This window comes from Pseudomonas sp. p106, from assembly GCF_003936645.1.
Lineage (GTDB): Bacteria > Pseudomonadota > Gammaproteobacteria > Pseudomonadales > Pseudomonadaceae > Aquipseudomonas > Aquipseudomonas putida_E.
This window is the reverse complement of the sequence record NZ_RHQR01000007.1, coordinates 1-16,609: the sequence shown is the minus strand read 5'-3', so window position 1 is coordinate 16,609 and position 16,609 is coordinate 1. Positions and strand designations below refer to the sequence as shown.

Sequence of the window (16,609 nt, the reverse complement as noted above, 5' to 3'; positions counted from 1 at the left end):
AATGATATGCCGTGATTGATAGCGGCTGATCGGCCTCTATGCAAGGGGGCGCGAAGCGGCCCTATTGAAAGGCACTTACTGAGCCATGCCGAACACTTTATTCAGATGCGCCTCATAAGCTGCCAATGCAGCCGGCACATCCGGGCGCTTCATCACATCAACTGCCAGATAGGTCGGCAGGCCGGTCATGCCAAGAAACTCATTGGCCTTGTGGAACGGGAAGTACACCGCATCCACCCCTTTGCCCTCAAAGAAATCGCTCGGGTCGTCGAAGGCCTGCTGCGGTGCGTTCCAGGTCAGCGACAGCATGTACTGCTTGCCCTGCACCAGACCGCCGCTGCCGTACTTCTGCGAAGCATCCGAGCGAGTCCGGCCGTCGTTGGCGTAGAGGCTGCCGTGGCCTGCTGTGAAGACTTCGTCGATGTATTTCTTCACCGTCCAGGGTGCGCCCATCCACCAGCCCGGCATCTGGTAGATCACCACATCGGCCCAGAGGAACTTCGCCACCTCTGCCTGCACGTCGTAGCCCGCGTCGATGAAGGTTTGCTGCACGTCGAAACCGGCTCGGTCGAGATGAGCGAGGGCGGCGTCGTGCAAAGTCTGGTTAAGGCGACCTTCGGAATGGGCGAATTGTTTACCGCCATTGAGCAGGAGAATCTTTTTCATGCTGACCTCAAGTCAAGAATCAATGGCCGGCAGATTAGCGATTCAGGGTCACGGGATACAGGGTGAGCGGGGCAAAATACAATTGATCATAAGTCACGAATACGAAGCTTATTATTGCCTTAGAATCGCTTCACCCTTCACCAACGAGTTGTGATCAATGAGCGAGCAATACGCCTTCATTCTCAAGGCAAAGACCCGTCCGGAAATGGCCGACGCCTTCGATACCCTGTTCCGTGCTTACGTTGAACCGAGCCGCAATGAGACTGGCTGCATCGAATACCACATGCTGCGCGACAAGGAAGACCCGAGCCTGTTCGTATTCTTTGAGGTGTGGGCCAACAAAGCAGCGTTGGACGTGCATTCGGCCCTGCCGCATATGGTCGAGTTCTTCGAAAAACGTATGGATTACCTGGAGCGCGACTTCGATATCCAGCTGATCGAAATGCTCAGTGCGTCCTCCGCTAGCCGTTGATCAGCAGATGGCCGCCCAGCGCGGCCAGGCCGACGAAGAAGCACCGTTTGAACAGCTCGGCGCTGATGCGCTGCCGCAGCCACTGGCCAGCCAGCATGCCCAGCAGCGCGGGCGCCAGCATCAGTAATGAAGCGCCCAGTGCCTGGCTGCCCAGGGCGTCTTGCCCGGCCAGCCCCAAGGCCAGCGCCACGGTCGAGACGGTGAACGACAGGCCCAATGCCTGGATCATTTCGTCGCGGCTCAGGCCAAGGCTCTGCAGGTAGGGCACTGCGGGCATCACGAACACACCCGTGGCGGCAGTCACGATGCCGGTCACCACCCCGCACACTGGTCCCAGCCACCCTTCCCTGCCCGGCGCCAGCCGCAGGCCAGGCCCGATCAAGCCATACACCGCATACACCAGCAGCGCCGCGCCCAACGCGTGTGCCGCCCATGGGCCACTGTTGATCCCCAACCAGGCACTGCCGACCAGCGTGCCGATGAAAATCATGGCGAGCATCGGCCCAAGACGCCGCAGCAACGCCGACAGATGGCCGCCCGCCGCCAGTTGCCAGAGATTGGTGATGGTCGATGGCACGATCAGCAAGGCGGCAGCCTGCGCCGGAGGCATAGCCAGGCCCAAAAGCCCCATCGCAATGGTCGGCAGGCCCAGGCCGATCACGCCTTTTACCGCGCCAGCCAGCACGAAAGTCACGATTACCAGCAGGGACAAGGCCGGCCCGATATGTTGATAGAAAGCGATCAGGTTATTCATGACCACCATCATGGCGTGCACCGCAGTGGCTGAAAATCTGCCATATACTCACCCTGACTCTCGCCAGGACAGAGGCTGATGCATTTCGACCTGATTGATCTCACGCTGTTCCGGCACACCCTGGAGTGCGGCAACATCACGGCCGGGGCCCGCAGCAGCCACCTGTCGCTGCCTGCTGCCAGTGCGCGAATCCGCGCCATGGAAGCCTCACTCGGTACTGCGTTGCTGGAACGCAACCGCCGCGGTGTGCAACCGACCCCGGCTGGCCAGGCGCTGCTTCAGCATGCGCGGTTGATCAGCCAGCAGGTCGAACGCCTGCAGTTCGACCTGGGCCAGTACGCTCAGGGGCAGCAGGGCCAGGTACGCCTGCTGTGCAACACGGCGGCGCTGACCGAATACCTGCCGGAGCTGCTGGCCGGGTATCTGGCCGACAACCCTGGCGTGAGCGTCGACGTGCAGGAAATGCCGAGCCTGAGGATCGTGCAGTCGATCACCCAAGGCATGGCCGACCTGGGCATCATCTCCACCGCTGCGCCCAGCACGCACCTGCAAACCCGACCGTTTCGAGACGACCCGCTAGCGCTGATCACACCGCGGGCTCACCCCCTCAGCTCGGAGCCTGCCCCAAGCTTCATCGACAGCCTTGCCCACGGGCATGTCGGGCTCGGTGCGAACAGCGCCCTGGCGTTGTATCTGGAGGAACAGGCCCTGCGCGAAGGTAGGCGCATGCGCGTACGGGTGCGCGCCGAAGGCTTTGACGGGGTGATCCGCATGGTTGCGGGTGGCGCCGGGGTTGGCGTGGTGCCGCTGGCGGCAGTGAAGCGCTGGGAAGGCCTGTTGCCGCTGCACTGGGTGGCGCTGCGCGAGGATTGGGCGAATCGCCGCTTGCGGCTGTGCGCACGGGATTTTGCGGCGTTGCCGGGCTATGCGGCCGGGTTGGTCGAACGGCTGGCAAAGGCCTGAACGCTCATCCCCACACGCATGCGCATAGCGCAGTCAGGCACCTGAGCGTCGAGCCCAGGCAACTGCGGCTCGGCCAATGGCCCTATGGTGTCGAGTCATTCAGCCAGTCACAGGAGTTGTGCCATGTCCGATTTCATTACCGTCCTGCGCGAAACCTGCCCGACGCCGGTCGTGGACGCCACCAAGTGGAAGCGCATCGGCGGCGATCCACACACCGTCAACCTCAATGCCTACCTGTCGGCCGACGGCAGCAAGATCATGGGCACCTGGATCTGCACACCGGGCAAATTCGAGGTCAACTACGAGAAGTGGGAGTTCTGCCACTTCCTCGATGGCTATTGCATCATCACTCCGGAAGGTGAGGAGCCCAAGCACCTGAAGGCGGGTGATGTGTTCGTGATCGAACCGGGGATGAAAGGGACTTGGGAAGTGGTTGAGACGGTACGCAAGTATTTCGTTTTCGCCTGATCCAACGTGTTGTTTGTTGTCCCCGGCGAAGGGCCTCAACAGACAAAAAAATCGCGGAGCAAGTGCCCTTCCCTCTGGTGCGCAGTTACAAAGGGAAGGCCGCCCGGCCCGCGATGAAGTCCACCTCGCTCGTTAATTCTTCTTGCGGTACCCCTCGACAATCGCCGAGAAATCTTTGCCACCCTCACCCCGCAGGCTCATTGCCTGATAGAGCTGCTGGGCCACAGCACCGAGAATCACTGGCTGATGCGCCTGGCGCGCAGCCTCGGTAGCCAGCCCTAGGTCCTTGAGCATCAACTCGGCGCCAAACCCGCCGGTATAGCCGCGTGATGCCGGGGCGGTTTCGATGATGCCCGGCCACGGGTTGTAGGTGTCGGAACTCCAGCAACGCCCTGTCGAGCTGTTGATGATGCCCGCCAGCACCTTGGTATCGATGCCCAGCGCATTGCCTAGCGCCATGGCCTCGGACACGCCGATCATCGAGATGCCCAGCAGCAGGTTGTTGCAGATCTTGGCGATCTGCCCGGTGCCGACCTCACCACAGTGCACGATGTTGCGGCCCATCTGTTCCAGCACCGGCTTGAGCGTGGCGAACAGTTCAGTGCTGGCGCCGACCATGAAGGTCAGTGTGCCGGCCGCCGCGCCGCCGGTGCCGCCAGAAACCGGCGCATCGCCCATGTCCACGCCTTTGGCCGCAGCGGCCTTGGACACCTCGCGCGCAGTCTGCGGATCGATGGTGCTGCAGTCCACGGTCGGTGTGCCCGGGCGCACGCCCGCCAGCACGCCGTCGTCGTTCAGGTAGACACTGCGCACATGGGCTGCGGCCGGCAGCATGGTGATCACCAGTTCGCTGTTGGCTGCCGCTTCCTTGGGCGAGGCGCTGACCTGCCCGCCCAGTTCGGCGAGCTCGGCCAGTACGGTCTTGTTCAGGTCGAACAGGTTCAGCTGGTGCCCGGCCTTGATCAGGTTGCGGGCCATGGGGGCGCCCATGTTGCCCAGGCCGATGAATGCGATACGCATGGCGATCTCCTTAGCGCAGGCTGATGGTGGTGTTCACACCGTCATTGACGCTGTCGTCATCGAACCAGCGGGCGGTAACGGTCTTGGTCTGAGTGTAGAACTGCACCACCTGCTTGCCGTACGGGCCAAGGTCACCGAGCTTGGAGCCACGCGAACCGGTGAAGCTGAAGAACGGCACCGGTACCGGGATCGGGATATTGATGCCGACCTGACCGATGTCGATTTCGCTCTGGAACTTGCGCGCCGCCGCGCCGCTCTGGGTGAACAGGCCGGTACCGTTGCCGAACGGGTTGGCATTGACCAGGGCGATGGCCTCGTCGAGGGTGTCGACTTCCAGGGTCACCAGTACCGGGCCGAAAATTTCCTGGGTGTAAACCTGCATGTCGGTCTTCACCCCGGAGAACAGCGTCGGGCCGACAAAGTTGCCTTGCTCGTAGCCCGGCACTTTCACGTCGCGGCCGTCGAGTTCGAGCTTGGCCCCCTCCTTGATACCGCTCTCGATCAGGCCCAGCACGCGCTCCTTGGCGCGCTTGGAGACCACCGGGCCGACATCGGTGCCCGGCTCACTACCGGCGTTGACCTTGAGCTTGCTGGCCGCGTCCTTGATGTCCGGCAGCCATTCACGCGCCTTGCCCACCAGCACCGCCACCGAGGTGGCCATGCAGCGCTGACCCGCGGCGCCGAAGGCGGCACCGACCAGGGCGTTGATGGTCTGGGTGCGGTTGGCATCGGGCAGGACCACAGCGTGGTTCTTCGCGCCCATCATCGACTGCACGCGCTTGCCGTGCTGGCTGCCCAGGTTATACACATGTGTGCCGACTTCGGTGGAACCGACGAAGGAAATCGCCTTGATGTCCTTGTGGGTGCAGATCGCATCCACTACCTGCTTGCCGCCGTGCACCACGTTCAGCACGCCGGCCGGCACGCCGGCTTCCAGCGCCAGCTCCACCAGCATCATGGTCGACAGCGGGTCCTGCTCGGACGGCTTGAGCACGAAGGTGTTACCGCAGACGATGGCCATCGGGAACATCCACAGAGGGATCATCGCCGGGAAGTTGAACGGAGTGATGCCGGCGCACACGCCGATGGGTTGGCGCAGAGTGTAGGTGTCGACACCGCCGGCGACGTTTTCGGCGAACTCGCCCATCTGCAAGGTGCCGATGGACGCGGCGTGCTCGACCACTTCCAGGCCGCGGAAAATATCACCTTCGGCATCGGCAATGGTCTTGCCCTGCTCGGCGCTCAGGGTCTGGGCGATGCGCTTGCTGTGTTCGCGGATCAACGCCTGCAGCTTGAGCATGATGCGCATGCGTGCGCCGATCGGGGTGTCGCGCCAGGTCTTGAAGGCGCGCTCGGCAGCGGCCACGGCGGCATCCACTTCTTCGACGGTGGCGAACGGCACTCGCGCCAGCACCTGCTGGGTGGCCGGGTTGACGATGTCGCGCCATTCGGTGGTTTTCGACTCGACCCACTGGCCGTCGATCAGCAGCTTAACCTGCTCGACCTTTGTCTGGTCGGGGGATTGGGGTGCGTTCATCTGCGTTCTCCTTGGAATTATTGTCAGGACGAGATCGCCAGCGCCGTGCAAACGCGAGGTGGCGTCATGGGGCTTTTTTCGAGTATAGATGTGCAAACATCCAACAAGAACGCACAAAAAAACCGGATCAACATGCAAAAAGATCTCACCTCCCTGAGCGCGCTCAACTGGGACGACCTGAAGTTTTTCCTCGAAGTGGCCCGCACCCGCAAGGCTAGCAGCGCCGCCAAACGCCTGAGCGTGGACTACACCACGGTGTCGCGGCGCATCAGCTCGCTGGAGGGGGCGCTGGGCACGTTGCTGTTCGAAAAGTCGCGGACCAACGGCTTTGTCCTGACCGCCGAGGGGCAACGCTTGCTGGGCTACGCGGAGTCGATCGAAAGCACGCTGCACATGGCGTGCGAGCAGGTGTCCGGTTCAGGTGTGGCGTTGTCGGGCCATGTGCGCATGGGCTGTACCGAAGGCTTCGGCAGCTTTTTCGTTACCCCGCAGCTGAGCCATTTCGTCGATGCCTACCCGGCGATATCGGTGGATATCCTGCCGCTGCCGCACTTCATAAGCCTCTCCAAACGCGAGGCGGACATCGTCATCGCCCTGGAGCGGCCCGAGCATGGGCCTTATGTGTGCTGCAAGCTGTGCGACTATCGCCTGCGGCTGTATGCGACCCAGGATTACCTGGACAACCATGCGCCGATCAACCAGGTCAGCGACCTGGTTGGCCATCCGTTCATCAGCTATGTGGATGACCTGGCGTTCAGCTCAGAGCTGCTGTACCTGGCCAACCTGATTCCCAACGCCAGCGCGCACCTTCGCAGTACCAGCGTGATTGCACAGTACACGGCGGCGTTGCAGGGGCGAGGGTTGGCGATCTTGCCGTGTTTCCTGGCGGCGCAGGATGCGCGATTGGTCACGGTGCTGCCTGAGCAGATCGAGGTGACGCGGCAATTCTGGATGTATTGCCGGGAGGATCTGCGCAAGTTGAAGCGCATTACCTTGCTGTGGGAGTACATTCGTGGGGTGACGGAGGCGAATGCGCCGTTGTTGATGGGGCAAACGCGTGAGATGCGTTTCGCTCAGGAGTGATGGGGCTGCTGTGCAGCCCATCGCCGGCAAGCCGGCCCCACGCTTTCCACTGCCTTCGATGTAGTTGTGGAAGCACACCTTGGCCACACTTTGCGCCCGCTGCTCTGAGGTTCTGGCAATCAGCTCAAAGGCCTCGTTGGCCGCGGCTCAACGATAGCGCAACGCCATCATTGCGGTGAGAGCGCCCTTTCGCGGCACACGGCAGTTCCTACAGCAGTGCATCACACCTGTTCGAGCATCAGCCCGGAGATACGCCGTACCTTGCGTGCCACCGCTTCTTCGAAGATGCCCTGGCGTGGCTCGACCAGGCTGAAGCAATGCTTGGCCCGGGTTATACCGGTGTATACCAGCTCCTTGGTCAGCACGGGGTTGAGCGCATCGGGCATTACCAGCGCGGTGTGGCTGAACTCAGAGCCCTGGGACTTGTGAACGGTCATGGCGAACACCGTTTCCACCTCGTTGAGCCGGCTGGGCAGCACGAAACGCACCCCGCCACTGCCGTCATTGCGTGGGAAGGCCACGCGCAGCAAAGGCTCGCCCTGCTCGTCCGGCAAGCGCAGGGCGATGCCGATGTCACCGTTCATCAGGCCCAGGCCGTAGTCGTTGCGCGTCACCAGTACCGGGCGCCCTTCGTACCAAGGCTGCTGGCTGTCGATCAGCCCGGCGCTGTGCAGCACCCGCGCCACCCGCTCGTTAAGGCCTTCAACCCCCCAGGCACCCTTGCGCACCGCGCACAACAACTGGAAGTCCTCAAAGCTGCGCAGCACCTTGCCAGCCCACTGCTCCCAGTGCGGGTCGTCGAAAGCACTACCAGGCGCTGGACGATGGCGGCCAATGGTGCGCAGATAGCTACGATAGCCTTGTGGTCCCTCAGCGCCGCGGTTCAGACCGTCCAGTATCAGCCGATCAAAGGCGCGGTCGTGCTCGCCGCGCAGGGCCAGGCCGAATACATCGGTCGGGGGCATGGTCAACAGGTCGCGGGCCGCCTGGGCTTGCTGGCGGTTCACCAGGCGCGCCAGCTGGCCGATGCCGCTGCCTTCGCCAAAGCGCCGGGAAAAACGCAGCATCACCACCTGCTGGGCCAATGGGTTGCGTTGCGCGTCGCCGGCCTTCAGGCCACTGTCGGCCAGCGACTGACCGCCAATCTGCTCCAGCCATGCCTGGGTAGCGGGTGAGTAGCAGCCCTCTTCGGCATCCCGGCACAGGTCGCCCAGCACCGCGCCCGCCTCGACCGAGGCCAACTGGTCCTTGTCCCCCAACAGGATCAACCGGGCTTTGGGGGGCAAGGCATTGAGCAGGTTGGCCATCATTTCGAGGTCGATCATCGACGCTTCATCCACCACCAGCACATCCAGCGGCAGCGGGTTGCCTGCATGGTGGCGGAAGTGCCGCGACCCCGGACGGCTGCCGAGCAGCCGGTGCACGGTGCTGACATCGGTAGGAATCTGCCCGCGGACATCGGCACTCACCTGCAAGCGCTCGACCTGCTGACCAATGGATTCGGTCAGGCGTGCTGCAGCCTTGCCGGTGGGCGCTGCGAGGCGAATGCGCAGAGGCCTGCCCTGCTCGACCGCAGGTGCCTGCAGCAAGGCCAGCAGGCGCACAACCGTGGTGGTCTTGCCGGTGCCGGGCCCCCCGGTGATGATGCTGAAGCCGGCGCGGGTGGCCAGGGCACAGGCCAGTTTCTGCCAATCGACCTGGCCTGCCAGAGCGCCTTCGTCGAACAACTGCGCCAGGCGTGCAGGCAGGTCCGCGGGCGTGGCCTCGTCCTGGCTCAGGCGCTGGCGCAGGGTTTCGTCTATCTGCCGCTCATAACTCCAGTAGCGGCGCAGGTAGAGGCGCTCGCCGCTGATCACCAATGGCCGGGCGTTATGACCAGGGGTATTGCCAGTTGCAACCAGGGGGCTGGCGGCAATGCGCTCGCGCCAGGTGTTCAGGTCGAGGTTGGCGAGCAATTGCGACGGTAGCAGCAGCGGGCCTGCCAAAGCATCGCCCTCCGGCGGCAGCGACAGGGCGAAATCCGGCTCGGCAAGGGTTTGCTGCAGGTCCAGGCAGACATGCCCGTGGCCCAGTTGATGGCTGGCCAACGCAGCGGCCAGCAGCAACAGCGGATCGCTGCCGGGTGCGCGCTCTTCCAGGAAGGACACGAATGCCCGGTCCAAAGCCCGCAACCAGCCGCGCTCAACCCAGCGGTCGAGCAGTTGCAGCAGGTCTGCGCTGTTACGTTGTGGCGCCAGCGTCAGCAGGTGCTCTGCGTTCAATGGGGTAGGCAAGAGGTCATCAAGGGTGCGGCTCATGGCGCAGCTCCGGCGAACAGGTCCTGTTGTTGAGGCGCGTGAACGCCACGGAACAGCGCATCGAGCGCCTCGATCAACTCACGTGGCGGCTTGACGAAGTACACGCCGTGGCCGCTGCTGCTGGCCCCGCGCAAGAAGATGAACAGCGCACCGCCCACATGCCGGTCGTAATCGTAATCGGGCAGCCGTGCACGCAGCTGGCGATGCAGGGCCAGCAGATAAAGCACGTATTGCAAGTCGTAGCGGTGCTCAAGGATCGCCTTTTCCATGGCCAGCGTGTCATAGGCCTGGATATCCGGGCCAAGCCAGTTGGACTTGTAATCGGCCACGTAGTAGCGGCCATCGAGCTCGAACGCCAGGTCGATAAAGCCTTTGAACATGCCGTTGAGCAGTGTCGGCTGAGCAGCGGGGCGCGCTGCGCCTGGATGGGTGTGGCGGGCGACCAACCGGTCCAGTTGCTCGGCATCGACCTGATGACTGGCGAACCAGAATTCCATTTCTATCTGATAGTGCTGCAACTGCGCCAACGTCAGGCTCATGTCACGGGCCGGCAGTGGCTCGTTCAGCAGTTGCTGCAACCATTGGCTGAGCGTCGGGATCCAGCCGGTCCAGTCGCGCCGGTTGCAGCGCTGGCCGACGGTGCGCTCGATCAGTTTGGGGTTGGCAGCGACCTCGGCGAAGCCTTCGCGCCCGGCCCACTCAAGCAAACCATGGAGGAAGGTGCCGGGGTTCGGCCCGCGCGGGAAGCGGTGAATGTCGCCGCTGTCGGCGGGCACCTCTCGGGGCAGTTGAGCATCGATCCCCTCATCGTCGAGCAACTGCTGGGCCTGGGAACTGTCGCCCCCCAGTGTCTGTTCACCCACCCGCAAGGCGCTGTACGACGCGATCCACCAATGCTCCGCCGCTGCGCGACGAGGCTTGCGTGCAGGCAGCAGCTCGCGTTCGGCATGGGGCGAGCAGTAGCGCACTTCGTCAGCCTCCGGCAGGCCGGGGCAGGCAATGTACGGGCAGCCTGCCTGCAAGCTCTGCAGCCAGTCCGCCAGTTGTTCCGAGCCCCGCAGTGGCACTCCGCCGCCAAGCAGATAGCCGAGCGCGGAACGGTGCAGCTGCGAGCTTTTCTGGTTACCGCGCTTGAGGTCGGCGACGCCCAGCCAGCATGCGTGCTGGGCACGTGTGAGGGCCACGTAGAGCAGGCGCAGGTCTTCAGCGAGACGTTCATCATCGGCCAGGGCAATCTGTACCGGGTCGGGGGTCAGGGTCATCTGCGCATTGCCCTGGCTGTCGTGCCAGGCCAGCGGCAGGCGGCTACCGTCGACCGGTTTGCTGGTGCAGATGAACGGCAGGTAGACCAAGGGGTATTCCAGGCCCTTGGACTTGTGGATGGTCACGACCTTGACCAGTTGTTCATCACTCTCCAGGCGAAGGATCTGGTCCTCACCGGCCTGCCCGGCATTGGCCAGGTGCTCGGCCAGATGGCGGATCAGCGCTTGTTCGCCGTCCAGTTCGCCCGCCGCTTGCTGCAGCAGCTCGGCCAAGTGCAGCAGGTTGGTCAACACCCGCTCGCCATCGCTGCGGGCAATGAGCGTACGCGGCAACTGGAAGTCGTGCAGCAGGTGCCGCAACATCGGCAGTACGCCCTGGCGCTGCCAGGTGTCGCGGTAGCGGCGAAAACGCATTACCCAGTCTTCCCAGACCCGCTCGTCCTGGTTCAGCTGGTCCAGTTCGGCCAGCGACAGCTCCAGGGTCAGGCTGGCCAAGGCAGCCTTGAGCAGGCGTTCGGAGTCCGGCTCGGCGCAGGCCTTGAGCCAGGCCAGCAAGTCATGCGCCTCCTGGGCGGCGAAGACCGAGTCCTTGTCGGACAGGTACACGCTGCGAACGTCACGGGCGGCAAGCTCGGCTCGCACCAGCTGCGCTTCATGGCCGTCGCGTACAAGGATGGCGATGTCAGAGGGCAGGCACGGGCGCAGCTCACCGTCAGCCTTGCTGAAACCGCTCTGGCCGCGCTGGGCACCGTTGAGCAGGGCGACGATGTGGCTGGCGCAACTGGCCGCCAGTTGCTGCCGGTACAGTGTGCTGGAGACGGGGTCGTCGCTTTCCAGTTGCCAGCACTGCAGGGCCGCGATGGCTTGGCCGTCGATCAGCAGGCGTTCGCTGCGCCCCTTGGCGCGCACCTCGATGAACGGCAACGGGTTGTCATCGTCTTCTCGGAACAGGAAGGCGCCCCACCCTTGCTCACGGGCTTCAGCCTGCAGGAACACCCGGTTGACAGCGGCCACCATGGCCTCGCTGGAACGGTAGTTGGTGTCCAGGCTGTGCAGCCGCCCGGCGGTGGCGCGCCGCGCGGACAGGTAGGTGTAAATGTCGGCGCCCCGGAAGGCATAGATGGCCTGCTTGGGGTCGCCGATCATGAACAGGCCGGTTTCCTCACGATTTTCGCTGATGCGGTAGATGCGCTCGAAGATGCCGTATTGAACCGGGTCGGTATCCTGGAATTCGTCGATCAGGGCTACCGGGAACTGTTCGCGAATCAGGCCTGCCAATCTCTCGCCGGCTTCACTGGCCAACGCATGTTGCAGGCGCAGCAGCATGTCATCGAAGCCCATTTCGGCGCGGCGGCGCTTTTCCACCTCGAAGCGCGCCGAAACCCAGGCAGCGGCGTGTTCGAGCAGGCGTGCATCGGGGCTTGCCAGAGCCTGCAGCTGTTGTGGCAGGTCTTGCATGGCGTGCAGCGCTGGGTGATCTGGAGGCTCACCGACCTTCCAGGCTTCGGCCATGCCTGCTGGAGTCAGGCGCGTAAAGCCAGTCCCAAGGTCAAGTTCCACTATCTGCTCATCAGCAGCCCAGGCGCGTAACTTGTCGAACCAGGGTTCGAAGAAGCGCGCCTGCAGCTTGCGGCCATCGGCCTGCTTGGCGGCGACGGCGTCCCGGCAGATCTGTTGCAACTGCTCGACCCATTGCGCCCATGGGGCTTTAAGCTGGTGCAACTGATCGGCGCGCTGCAGCAGCGCTGCATCAATCAGCGCTTGCGGTTCTTGCTCATCCTGCTGCGCACGCACGCGACCAAACAGGGGGCGGATCCTGGGCAACAGTGCATCGGGGCTGCCCCAATGGCTACGCACCCAGCCCAGGGCCTCGCCGTGCATGCCGTAGCAGAACCGCCGCCAGTAGTCGCGCATGACCTGGCCAAGCAGGTCGCTGTGGTCGGTTTCCAGGCTCTGGGTGAACAGGCTGCCGCTGTCGAAGGCATGCTCGCGAAGCATGCGCTGGCACCAGCCATGAATGGTCGAGACTGCCGCTTCGTCCATCCACTGCACGGCGATCTCCAGGCGGTTGGCGCAGCGCGGCCAGTGCTCGGGTGGGTAATCGTCACGTAGCTGGTGCAGCAGCGGGTCGGCTTCCTGCAACTCGCCGCGAAAGAAGCGTGCAGCTTCGGCCAGGCGCGCGCGAATACGCTCGCGCAGTTCCTTGGTGGCCGCATCGGTGAAGGTCACCACGAGGATCTGCGGTGGCAACAACTCGCGGCCAAAAGCGCACTCGCCGCCATGGCCGAGGATCAGCCGCAGATAAAGCGCCGAAATCGTGAACGTCTTGCCGGTACCGGCACTGGCTTCGATCAGTTGGCTGCCGTGCAGGGGGAAACTCAGTGCCAGGGGACGGACCTGGGTCATGCGCCACTCTCCGGGTTGCCCAGCGTCTGCCAGGCTGCGCTGAATAACGGGCGGTACAGGGTTTCGCACCAGCCTTCAAAAGTTTCGTCGGCACTGAGTGCGGCGAAGTCACGGAACTGTCGGGCCAGGGCCAGGCTTTCGCTGCGCTCACCGAAACTGGTGCGGCCATCACCTTCGTAAGCACGGGCAGCTGCGGCGAGGGCTTTGTCAGGATCGTCCTGGGCCAGCCAGGCGAACGCTGTCTTGGCGGCAACCGGCAGCGGCGCATTCATTGCGGCCTGGCGTGACACCAGCAGATGGCCGAGCTGCTCGGCAGCTTCGTGTTGTGGCAGTGGCGCGAGCAGCAGGGTGATGTCGCTGGCCAACAGGGCGCTATGCAGCGGATAGCCTTCGGCGCACGCCGCCAGGTGCATGACCCAACTGGCGATCAGCCGGTGCCACTTGAGGCTGTTACGCCCGGCGCTGATGGTGTTGGGCACCGTGGTGATGCTCAACAGGCTTTGGTCATCGGCCTGATACACCCGGCCAAGCCAACCCTCCAGGTGATGGCTGCCATGCTCGAAATGGATCGGCAGTGCGCCCTCGACCACGTTGGGCCAGCGCTGCAACAATTGGCGATGGCGTTGCAGCAGATCGGGCAGCGGCTGGATCAGCTCTGCCTGCAGAAGCTCGCCGAACCCGGCCAACGGCAGCATGCCGCACGCCTGCAGCCGGCGCGCCTGGGCTTGCAGCGCCTGCTCGGCGTTTTCCGGCTCGGCCAGCGCCGCGCCGAGCAGGCTTTCACTGGCGCTATAGCGCTGCAAGGCATCGAGGACAAACGGCTCCTCATCCGGCGTCGGCGCCTCCAGCGCCTCGAAGAACACTTTCAGGCGCTGGCTGAAGAAGTGACGCACCGGATGACGCAGAAAGTCCTGCAGTTGCGTAAGGGTCAGGGCTTCATCGCTGCTGTAAGCCGGCAGGCCAACATCCGCCTGTTTAGCCTCATCGCAGACTTGGTGCAGCAGCTGCCATTCATGGGCATAACTGAACAACGCGCTGCCTTTCTGGAAATAACGCGGGCTGAAGGGCTGCAGCGGGTGCTCTTGAGTCAACGCATGCAACAACTGCTCGCCCGCTTGCTGGCTGTCGCTGCCACCGGCCAGCCGCCAACCTGCCGCCAGGTGATCGCGCAGTTGGCCTATGAGCACGGATGCCGGGCGCTCGCTATTATCGCGGATGCTCCGGCCGACCCAGCTGATGTACAGCTGATCGCGCGCGGACAACAACGCTTCGAGCAGCAGGTAACGGTCATCCTCGCGGCGCGAGCGATCGCCGGGGCGGTAGTCACTGGCCATCAGGTCGAAGTCCAGCGGCTGCTGGGCGCGCGGGTAATCGCCATCGTTCATGCCAAGCAGGCAGACCACTCTAAACGGGATGGCACGCATCGGCATGAGGGTGCAGAAGTTTACCGAACCGGCAAGAAAACGCTGGGACAGCTTGCCCTGATCCAGGCCCGACAACCACGCCTCGCGTATGACCGTGAGGGGCAACAAGTCCTGCAAGCCTACGGTCTCGCACACCTGTAGCCAGCTATCGCGCAGCTCCTGCAGTTGCATGAGCAGGAATTCGTCGTGCTCGCCTTCTGCCAGGAAAAACACTTGCAACAGCGCGTTCAGTCGCTCGCCCCACTGGGCCGCAGTGGCTGGCTGAGAGAGGGCATGGTTGGCCACATCGAGGGCGTCGAGCAAGGCCACCAACGGGCCGATCAGCGCAGCATCCAAGCCGCCGATTTCGTCGTAAGGTTCGATACCGTCACAGCCCTCCCCCATACCGACGGCATAACCCAACAGCATACGCCGCAGGCCGAACCGCCAGCTGTTCTGCTCCAGCCCTTCGGGCAGGCCCAGGGACGCTCGCTGCTCGGCATTGAGCCCCCAACGGACACCGGCGCCCTCGATCCAGCGGTGCAGCGTGGGCAGGTCGCTTTCGCGGATCCCGAAACGCGCTCGTACAGCCGGTACGTCCAGCAGATCGAGCACTTCGCTAACGGCGAAACGGCTGTCTGGCAGCTTGAGCAGATGCTCCAGGGCAATCAACAATGGATCACGCCCGCGCTGGCCCTGATCGGTCAGGGTGAAGGGTATGTAACGCGGGTCGTTGCGCTGTAGCTGGCCGAAAACGGCACGGATATGCGGTGCATAGTTGTCGATTGCCGGGAGCATCACGATGACGTCACGTGGGCGCAGGGTGGGGTCGGCACTGAAGCGGGCCAACAATTGGTCGTGCAGGATCTCTACTTCGCGTTGTGGGCTGTGGGCGATGTGGAAGCGCACGGAGCGGTCTTGCGCCAGATCGACCTCAGGCCACAGCTCACGGGTTTCGGCAAGCGGGCGCAGTTCGAGGATATCGTCCTGCAGCTGCTTGAGCAGTGTTGCCGGCTCGCTTTCGCTGAACAGGTCGATGCGTCCATCGCTGAATGCGCCCTGGTAGCTGCCTGGGTCATCATAACTGTCGAGCAGGTTGATGTAGTCGCGGCCCTGTTTGCCCCAGGCGGCCAGCAAGGGGTGGGCGTGCTGGTGCAAGGACTCGTCATCCAACTGCACGGGCATGCCCTGCTTGCGCTGCTGGCGCTTGTACTGGTGGCGCAGCAGGTCCTTGTCGGCGACGATGTCCGCCCAGTGATGGCGACAAGGGTTGTGCACACACAGCAATACCTGGCTGAAACGCGCAAGGCCTGCCAGTGCCTCCAACGCTTGGGCAGGCAGCGATGAGATACCGAATACGATTACCCGTGAAGGCAGACCCGCAGGGGGTTGCTCAAGGCTGTTGATCCGTTCGATGAATCGCTGGTGCACCCCTGCACGGCTCTGGGCCATGCCTTGTTCACCTACATCCTCGAGCAAGGCCCGCCACAGCTCGGCCTGCCAGCGGTTGCCAGGTGCCAGGGGTTTGCGTTCGCCACGGGCCGTATTGAGGACGTGCTGGCCGGCAGCCCAGTCCTTGAGCCAGTCGGCACGATAGACCTGATACTGGTCGAACAGGTCAGCCAGGCGCTCTGCCAGCTGATAGCGTTTGCGTAGATCACCGTCGTCGGTGAGGAAGCGTCGCAACGGTTCGAAATGCGTGCGCTCGATCAGCGCTGGCAGCAAACGCATGAGTCGCCAGGTCAGCGGGGCCTTGTCGAGCAAGGAAACCTCTGGAATCTCGTCACGCCCGAGGACTTTTCTGTACAGCTGCCACATGAAGCTGCCCGGCAACTGCACTTCGATGGCAGCAGCGATCCCACAACCACCCTGGTCATCTTCGAGCGGGTCCTCGGCCAAGGCCAGCTTGAGCCACTGGGCGATGCCATTGCTTTGTACCAGGGCGATTTCGTTTTCCAGGGGGGCCAGCGGATAGCGCCGCATCCAGCTCACCACCAGGCTGCGCAAGTCGTCCAGGCGATTGCCGTGCACGATCATGAAGCCGGGATGGAGTGAAGTCGGGCTGGCCATTGATGGTTCTCTGGAAGGCAGTTCGGGCTGATGGGGAACGATATCACGGCTAGCCGCCGAGTCCGGGATCTGTAACAGCCAGAAAAGACAAAACCCCTACCTGCTTGCGCAGATAGGGGTTTTGCGAAATGAATCTTGACGATGACCTACTCTCACATGGGGAAACCCCACACTACCATCGGCGATGCATCGTTTCACTACTGAGTTC

Annotated in this window: 11 protein-coding genes; 4 read left to right on the top strand and 7 right to left on the bottom strand. The window is 63.3% G+C overall.

Going from position 1 to position 16,609, the window contains the following annotated elements:
* Positions 1-75: 75 nt before the first annotated feature.
* The gene (locus EGJ09_RS10745) at positions 76-666 is read right to left on the bottom strand and encodes an NAD(P)H-dependent oxidoreductase (RefSeq protein WP_046784703.1); all 591 of its coding nucleotides are present in this window, start codon (positions 664-666) and stop codon (positions 76-78) included.
* A 157-nt stretch (positions 667-823) separates the two neighbouring features.
* Between EGJ09_RS10745 and EGJ09_RS10740 the strand changes: the two genes are divergently transcribed.
* Positions 824-1,138 (top strand): putative quinol monooxygenase, encoded by a 315-nt coding sequence (locus EGJ09_RS10740; protein WP_125923828.1) that lies wholly within the window; start codon positions 824-826, stop codon positions 1,136-1,138.
* Here the strand turns inward: EGJ09_RS10740 and EGJ09_RS10735 are convergent.
* Complete coding sequence (locus tag EGJ09_RS10735) at positions 1,128-1,892, bottom strand: sulfite exporter TauE/SafE family protein (RefSeq protein ID WP_125923827.1); 765 nt, start codon at positions 1,890-1,892, stop codon at positions 1,128-1,130. The genes EGJ09_RS10740 and EGJ09_RS10735 overlap by 11 nt on opposite strands.
* Positions 1,893-1,970: 78 nt before the next feature.
* Here EGJ09_RS10735 and EGJ09_RS10730 point away from each other — a divergent pair, with 78 nt between their 5' ends.
* Positions 1,971-2,855 (top strand): LysR family transcriptional regulator, encoded by an 885-nt coding sequence (locus tag EGJ09_RS10730; protein ID WP_125923826.1) that lies wholly within the window; start codon positions 1,971-1,973, stop codon positions 2,853-2,855.
* A gap of 123 nt (positions 2,856-2,978) precedes the next feature.
* Positions 2,979-3,323 (top strand): cupin domain-containing protein, encoded by a 345-nt coding sequence (locus EGJ09_RS10725; RefSeq protein ID WP_003258412.1) that lies wholly within the window; start codon positions 2,979-2,981, stop codon positions 3,321-3,323.
* A gap of 132 nt (positions 3,324-3,455) precedes the next feature.
* Here the strand turns inward: EGJ09_RS10725 and mmsB are convergent, their stop codons facing one another.
* Positions 3,456-4,343 (bottom strand): 3-hydroxyisobutyrate dehydrogenase, encoded by an 888-nt coding sequence (gene mmsB, locus EGJ09_RS10720; protein ID WP_046784696.1) that lies wholly within the window; start codon positions 4,341-4,343, stop codon positions 3,456-3,458.
* Positions 4,344-4,353: 10 nt separating this feature from the next.
* A complete protein-coding gene (locus EGJ09_RS10715; RefSeq protein ID WP_115273564.1) occupies positions 4,354-5,880 on the bottom strand; it encodes a CoA-acylating methylmalonate-semialdehyde dehydrogenase in 1,527 nt (508 codons plus the stop codon).
* Positions 5,881-6,012: 132 nt separating this feature from the next.
* On the opposite strand from EGJ09_RS10715, the gene EGJ09_RS10710 reads away from it, so the two are divergent.
* Positions 6,013-6,963, top strand: coding sequence for a LysR family transcriptional regulator (locus EGJ09_RS10710; RefSeq protein WP_119688266.1), 951 nt, complete (start codon positions 6,013-6,015; stop codon positions 6,961-6,963).
* Positions 6,964-7,184: 221 nt separating this feature from the next.
* On the opposite strand, the gene recD is transcribed toward EGJ09_RS10710, so the two are convergent.
* Genes recD through recC form a run of 3 tightly spaced genes read right to left on the bottom strand, consistent with a single transcriptional unit; the run spans position 7,185 to position 16,401 of the window.
* A complete protein-coding gene (recD, locus tag EGJ09_RS10705) occupies positions 7,185-9,260 on the bottom strand; it encodes an exodeoxyribonuclease V subunit alpha (RefSeq protein WP_125923825.1) in 2,076 nt (691 codons plus the stop codon).
* Positions 9,257-12,928 (bottom strand): exodeoxyribonuclease V subunit beta, encoded by a 3,672-nt coding sequence (gene recB, locus EGJ09_RS10700; RefSeq protein WP_125923824.1) that lies wholly within the window; start codon positions 12,926-12,928, stop codon positions 9,257-9,259. Before recB ends, recD begins: the two co-directional genes overlap by 4 nt.
* Positions 12,925-16,401, bottom strand: a complete 3,477-nt coding sequence (gene recC / locus EGJ09_RS10695; RefSeq protein ID WP_125923823.1) for an exodeoxyribonuclease V subunit gamma — start codon at positions 16,399-16,401, stop codon at positions 12,925-12,927. Before recC ends, recB begins: the two co-directional genes overlap by 4 nt.
* Between the last annotated feature and the right edge of the window lie 208 nt (positions 16,402-16,609).

What these genes read in the sequence shown, in the direction of transcription:
- recC (WP_125923823.1), bottom strand. Translation starts at nt 16,401, where the DNA reads ATGGCCAGCCCGACTTCACTCCATCCCGGCTTCATGATCGTGCACGGC.
- EGJ09_RS10715 (WP_115273564.1), bottom strand. Translation starts at nt 5,880, where the DNA reads ATGAACGCACCCCAATCCCCCGACCAGACAAAGGTCGAGCAGGTTAAG.
- mmsB (WP_046784696.1), bottom strand. Translation starts at nt 4,343, where the DNA reads ATGCGTATCGCATTCATCGGCCTGGGCAACATGGGCGCCCCCATGGCC.
- EGJ09_RS10730 (WP_125923826.1), top strand. Translation starts at nt 1,971, where the DNA reads ATGCATTTCGACCTGATTGATCTCACGCTGTTCCGGCACACCCTGGAG.
- EGJ09_RS10725 (WP_003258412.1), top strand. Translation starts at nt 2,979, where the DNA reads ATGTCCGATTTCATTACCGTCCTGCGCGAAACCTGCCCGACGCCGGTC.
- recB (WP_125923824.1), bottom strand. Translation starts at nt 12,928, where the DNA reads ATGACCCAGGTCCGTCCCCTGGCACTGAGTTTCCCCCTGCACGGCAGC.
- EGJ09_RS10735 (WP_125923827.1), bottom strand. Translation starts at nt 1,892, where the DNA reads ATGAATAACCTGATCGCTTTCTATCAACATATCGGGCCGGCCTTGTCC.
- EGJ09_RS10745 (WP_046784703.1), bottom strand. Translation starts at nt 666, where the DNA reads ATGAAAAAGATTCTCCTGCTCAATGGCGGTAAACAATTCGCCCATTCC.
- EGJ09_RS10710 (WP_119688266.1), top strand. Translation starts at nt 6,013, where the DNA reads ATGCAAAAAGATCTCACCTCCCTGAGCGCGCTCAACTGGGACGACCTG.
- EGJ09_RS10740 (WP_125923828.1), top strand. Translation starts at nt 824, where the DNA reads ATGAGCGAGCAATACGCCTTCATTCTCAAGGCAAAGACCCGTCCGGAA.
- recD (WP_125923825.1), bottom strand. Translation starts at nt 9,260, where the DNA reads ATGAGCCGCACCCTTGATGACCTCTTGCCTACCCCATTGAACGCAGAG.